Source organism: Aeromonas sp. HMWF017 (genome assembly GCF_003061465.1).
Classification (GTDB): Bacteria; Pseudomonadota; Gammaproteobacteria; order Enterobacterales; family Aeromonadaceae; genus Aeromonas; species Aeromonas veronii.
On sequence record NZ_QAJD01000088.1, the window covers coordinates 1 to 4501 of the forward strand.

Annotated in this window: 6 protein-coding genes and 1 pseudogene; 2 read left to right on the forward strand and 5 right to left on the reverse strand. The window is 61.0% G+C overall.

The genetic code is table 11. From position 1 onward, the window contains the following. Nucleotides 1-205: pseudogene (locus DBR30_RS08130) on the reverse strand (beta-aspartyl-peptidase); the annotation flags it as partial. 66 nt (nt 206-271) lie between these two features. Further along, nucleotides 272-1054, reverse strand: a complete 783-nt coding sequence (locus DBR30_RS08135) for an ABC transporter substrate-binding protein (protein ID WP_019445361.1) — start codon at nt 1052-1054, stop codon at nt 272-274. A 387-nt stretch (nt 1055-1441) separates the two neighbouring features. Between DBR30_RS08135 and DBR30_RS08145 the strand changes: the two genes are divergently transcribed. Further along, a complete protein-coding gene (locus DBR30_RS08145; protein ID WP_108541853.1) occupies nt 1442-2050 on the forward strand; it encodes an acyl carrier protein phosphodiesterase in 609 nt (202 codons plus the stop codon). 56 nt (nt 2051-2106) lie between these two features. On the opposite strand, the gene DBR30_RS08150 is transcribed toward DBR30_RS08145, so the two are convergent. Both DBR30_RS08150 and arsC read right to left on the reverse strand, forming a co-directional pair. Beyond that, the gene (locus DBR30_RS08150; RefSeq protein ID WP_107684428.1) at nt 2107-2490 is read right to left on the reverse strand and encodes a DUF2069 domain-containing protein; all 384 of its coding nucleotides are present in this window, start codon (nt 2488-2490) and stop codon (nt 2107-2109) included. After that, the gene (gene arsC / locus DBR30_RS08155) at nt 2487-2837 is read right to left on the reverse strand and encodes an arsenate reductase (glutaredoxin) (RefSeq protein WP_108541854.1); all 351 of its coding nucleotides are present in this window, start codon (nt 2835-2837) and stop codon (nt 2487-2489) included. The genes DBR30_RS08150 and arsC overlap by 4 nt, the downstream gene beginning before the upstream one ends. A gap of 60 nt (nt 2838-2897) precedes the next feature. Between arsC and DBR30_RS08160 the strand changes: the two genes are divergently transcribed. Continuing rightward, entirely contained in the window at nt 2898-3380 is a 483-nt protein-coding gene (locus tag DBR30_RS08160) for a TlpA family protein disulfide reductase (RefSeq protein WP_108541855.1), read from the forward strand. Between the two features lie 90 nt (nt 3381-3470). Here DBR30_RS08160 and DBR30_RS08165 read toward each other — a convergent pair. Beyond that, a partial coding sequence (locus DBR30_RS08165; protein ID WP_258224349.1) for a tetratricopeptide repeat protein occupies nt 3471-4501 on the reverse strand: 1031 nt, incomplete at its 5' end.

A 4501-nucleotide genomic window follows, 5' to 3' on the forward strand; every position in this document is an offset into this window, starting at 1 on the left:
CGCCGCCGCCGGTGATATGGGCCAGCGGATCCACCAGCCCGGGTACCAGATAGCGGCCACGACCATCGACCCTGTGCAGCGGCCAGTTTGCGGGCACCGTCAACCCCTTGCCCATCCAGGCGATACGGCCATCGGCCACCAGCAGATCCTGCTGGCCAAGGTGGGTAGGGCTGAAGATCTCGGCCCCCTCGATCAGGGTCAACATGGCGATCCTCCTTGCACGATTGTCGCTTGCCCAATGAAAAGAGAGGGAGCAAGCTCCCTCCCCCCGTCAACCACCATATATATCGTACTTGAAGTACTTCTGGTTGATCTGCTGATAGGTGCCGTTGGCACGCAGGGCCTTGATCGCCTCGTCCAGCTTGCCCTTGAGCTCCTTATCGCTCTTGCGCACGGCGATCCCCATCCCATCACCAAACCACTGGCGATCGGTCAGGGCGGGCCCCACATAGTCGAACTTGTCGCCCCCCTCTTTGCCAAGGAGCCCCTGCTCAATGGCAGAGGCATCGGCCAGCAGGGCCAGCACCCGACCCGCCTTCAGATCGAGATAGGCCTCATCGGCATTGCCGTAACGGACTATGGTGACATTCGAGCCAAAATTGTCGGTCAGGTACTTGTCGTGGGTGGTGGCACGCTGCACCCCGATGCGCTTGCCCGCCATGCCTTCCGGGGTCAGCGTCAGCTCGGTCCCCTTGGCCGCCACAAAACGATTGGGAATATGGGCATATTTCTCGGTGAAGTCGACCTTCTGGCGCCGCTCGTCGGTGATCGACATGGCGGCGATGATGGCATCGTATTTGCGCGACAGCAGGGCTGGGATCATGCCGTCCCAATCCTGCGCCACCAGCTCGCACTTGACCGCCATCTGCTGACACAGGGCGTTGGCGAGATCAATATCAAACCCCTTGATCTCGCCCGACGCATCGGTCCAGGAGAAGGGCGGGTAGGCCCCCTCCACCCCGAAACGCACGGTTTTCCACTCCTTGGCCATGGCGGGGGTGGCCAGCAGGCTGGCAACAAACAGGGCTGAGAGGGTCAGTCTGATCTTCATCATGTGTACTCCATTACATAAAAAGCGCACAAGCGCGGACAAGGCACCGCAGGCGAATGCATGCGATGACCAAAAGCGGCAAAATCTGGATGAGCGAGATCACGCCCGAGCGGGCGTCAGTGAACTGCTCCAGGGGTTCGATCTATTCGTCGAACCACTCGGAGAGATAGAAAGGCTTGAAGTAGAAGGCCAGAAAAAAGCCTCTGGCTTTGCGCATCATGGTGGTTTGTCGCGTCCTGTGACAAAGATGGCAATCACCTTAGCACGCCCGAATTTTGCTCGGCAAGAGGCAGCCGCCGGGCAGTAGCAAAATCCCGATCATGGTCAAGGCGGGCGGGATCCGTTAGGCTCGAAGCACCTTGCCATCCCATAACAGACCCACAGCTACCGATGAATTTTCTGGCCCATCTCCATCTGGCTGCCCACACCCGAAGCTCCCTCACCGGCAATCTGCTCGGCGATTTCGTCAAAGGCACGCTGCCCACGGGGCTTGCCGCCCACTTCGATGAGGGGATCTGGCTGCACCGCAAAATTGACGCTTTCACCGACAGCCATCCCGAGCACAAGGCGGCCGTCGCCTGTTTCGAGGCCCCCTGGCGCCGCTTTGGCGGGATTGTGGTGGACATGCTCTACGACCACTTGCTGAGCCTGCACTGGGGACTGTTCAGCAACGAGCCCCTGCCCCGCTTCCTGCAACGCAGTTATGAGCAGCTATTGGCGGATCACCCACGCCTGCCGGACGGACTGCCAGTCCCCCTCAAGCGGATGGCCGAGCAGAACTGGATCGCCTCCTACCGCCACAGGGAGGGGCTGGGGCAAGCGCTAAATGGCATAGGTCGCCGACTGCGCCGCCCGGTACAACTGGGAGAGGCGCTGCTGACCCTCGATGAGTCGCAGTGGCAAACATGCGAGGCGGGATTTCTGCGCTTCTATCCCCAGCTGATGGACTTTAGCCAGCAGCAGCTGGCCCGATATCGGGCAGCCCAAGGGGCACAGTGATCCCTCTGGATAAAGCAGCTTCCACATAAAAAACGCCCCTTGCGGAGCGTTTGTCATCAATTGGCTTCGTCTTTCTTTTTGCGAATGCTTAAGCCCAGTTCCCGACCACGCAGTCGGGCGTAATAGATGGTGCCGACAAAGGCGAGAGTGGTGAACAGCAGCTCCACCACCGCCAGCCACCGCTCCCCCTCATCCGTGGTGATCAGGGTGAGGGCGTGCAGGAAATAGGGCATCAACACGAAGTTGCCCCAGGCGTGGGTGTAGGGGTTGCCCTGTACTATCCCCTTGAGTGGGAAGAGCAGCGGCACCGTCCAGATCACCGGCAGCAGCCAAGGGTTGAGGTCAGGATGGGGCGACAGCCACAGATGCCAGAGGATGACCCAGCCCAGCAGGCCGAAGAAGCCGACCAGAGTCAGCCAACGTGCGAAGCGGGTGCTCACTTGAGGATCTCCAGCACCTGCTCCGGCGGGCGACCGATCCGGGCCTGACCATTCTTGATGACAATGGGGCGTTCGATCAGCTTGGGATGCTGGTGCATGGCGCGAATAAGGGCGTCGCCGTTCACTTCGCTGAGGCCCAGCTCCTTGTAGAGATCTTCCTTGGTGCGCATCAGCTGGCGCGGATCGTTAAAGCCGAGCAGAGAGAGCAGGTTGTGGATCTCATCTTCGCTCGGGGCCTGCTCCAGATAGAGCACCACATCAGGGGCGATCCCGTGCTGTTCCAGCAGAGCCAGGGTTTCGCGACTCTTGGAGCAGCGCGGATTGTGGTAGATTTGGGTCTCGCTCATGGTAACTCCCTGATTAATCGCAAGATGGGACTAGAAACGGCGCTATTGTAGGGGAAAGTGATGGTCAGGGTAAGCAGCAGTGGAAAGGAATTGAAACGAATTTGTTGGCTGATTGTGGCTGGCCTGCTGGGCGCGTGCACACCCGCCCCCGAATTTACCGATGCAACAGGGCAGTCGGTCAGCCTGCGCCACTTTGCCGGCAAGCCGCTGCTGGTCAACTACTTCGCCCCCTGGTGCGCCCCCTGCCTGCGGGAGATGCCGCGCCTCAACGCGCTGGCGGCAGAAGGCCAGATCACCGTGGTGGCCATCAACTACGACCCGACCACGCCAGCAGAGCTGGACAAACTGGCCGCGCAGTACCACATCAAGGTGCCGCTCCTTATTGCCAATGAGGATGCCAAACTCCCCTTCCCTCGCCCAAGCGGCCTGCCCACCAGCTATCTGCTCGATAGCGAGGGCAAGCTCAAGCAGACGCTGGTCGGCGAGCTAGACCAGCAGCAGATCGAGATGCTCAAGGCGACCGCCAGCAGCATGAGTCACTAGCCCATCGCTGCTATCACCGTCCCCCACATCAACGCCACCGCCATAAACAACAAGGGCGCACCAGAGTGCGCCCTTGTTTGATAGGTTTCGTTAGCCCTTGAGGCTGTCGAGATCCTTCTTGGCCCGCTCCAGCTCGGTGATGCGCGCCTCCAGGCGAGCCAGGGTCATCCGGTCGCTGGTGGTACCGCGTGCCACGATCAGCTCGTCGATGGCCGCCTGATAATCCCCGCGCAGCGCGAGCATCTCGGCCCGCGCCATATGCAGCTCGGTCATTCTGCCCGCCTTGCGATAGGCATCGGCCAGCAGGTTCCAGGCCAGATTGTTCTCCTCATGGGCACGGGCATAGGAGTCGAGGATGGCGATGGACTTCTTGTAGTTGCCGCTCTCGAGGTAGGCGTTGCCGAGGTTGACCACCACCACTTCATTATCCGGCATCCGGCTGCGGAACTTCTCGAGGCGCGCGATGGCCTGGGCACTGCGCCCCTTGGCCAGATCGATGTCGGTCTGGGCATCGACGATAAAGAGATCTTCCGGATGACGGGCCGCCAGCTCCTGCATCAGGGTATCCGCCTCGTCAGTGCGCTTGAGCTGGATCAGCGCCAGCGCCTTGCCATAGATGGCGGCATCCTTGAGCGGGTAATCCCCCTTCTGGATCCGGCTATCGAAGTAGCTCAGCAGCCCCTGCGGGGTATCGGTACCAAAACGAACCTGAATCCGCACCTTGGCCAGCCAGAAGTCGAGGCTGGGCGGCAAGTCGCGGCGGCCATAGCTGCCTGCTCGGGCGCGTGCCTCGCTGATCCGGGTCTCCGGCAGCGGGTGAGTGAGCAGCATTTCCGGCGGCTTGCTGGCGTAACGGTATTCGGCAGCCAGTTTCTGGAAGAAGTTGGCCATCCCCATGGGGTCGAAACCGGCATCATAAAGCGTCTTCATGCCGATGCGATCCGCTTCATATTCGTTGTCGCGGGTGTAGTTGATGGCCGACTGCATGGAGAGGCCCAGCGTAGTCTGCAGCGCGGCGATACCGGCGGTCGGGTTGATCACCGCCAGTGCGATGGATCCCACCAGACCGGCCAGGGTCACCGCCGAGCTGCTCGCCTGCGCCTCCATATAACGGGCGATGT

Coding starts and splice junctions, on each gene's coding strand:
- DBR30_RS08135 (WP_019445361.1), bottom strand. CDS start 1,054: ATGATGAAGATCAGACTGACCCTCTCAGCCCTGTTTGTTGCCAGCCTG.
- DBR30_RS08145 (WP_108541853.1), top strand. CDS start 1,442: ATGAATTTTCTGGCCCATCTCCATCTGGCTGCCCACACCCGAAGCTCC.
- arsC (WP_108541854.1), bottom strand. CDS start 2,837: ATGAGCGAGACCCAAATCTACCACAATCCGCGCTGCTCCAAGAGTCGC.
- DBR30_RS08160 (WP_108541855.1), top strand. CDS start 2,898: ATGGTCAGGGTAAGCAGCAGTGGAAAGGAATTGAAACGAATTTGTTGG.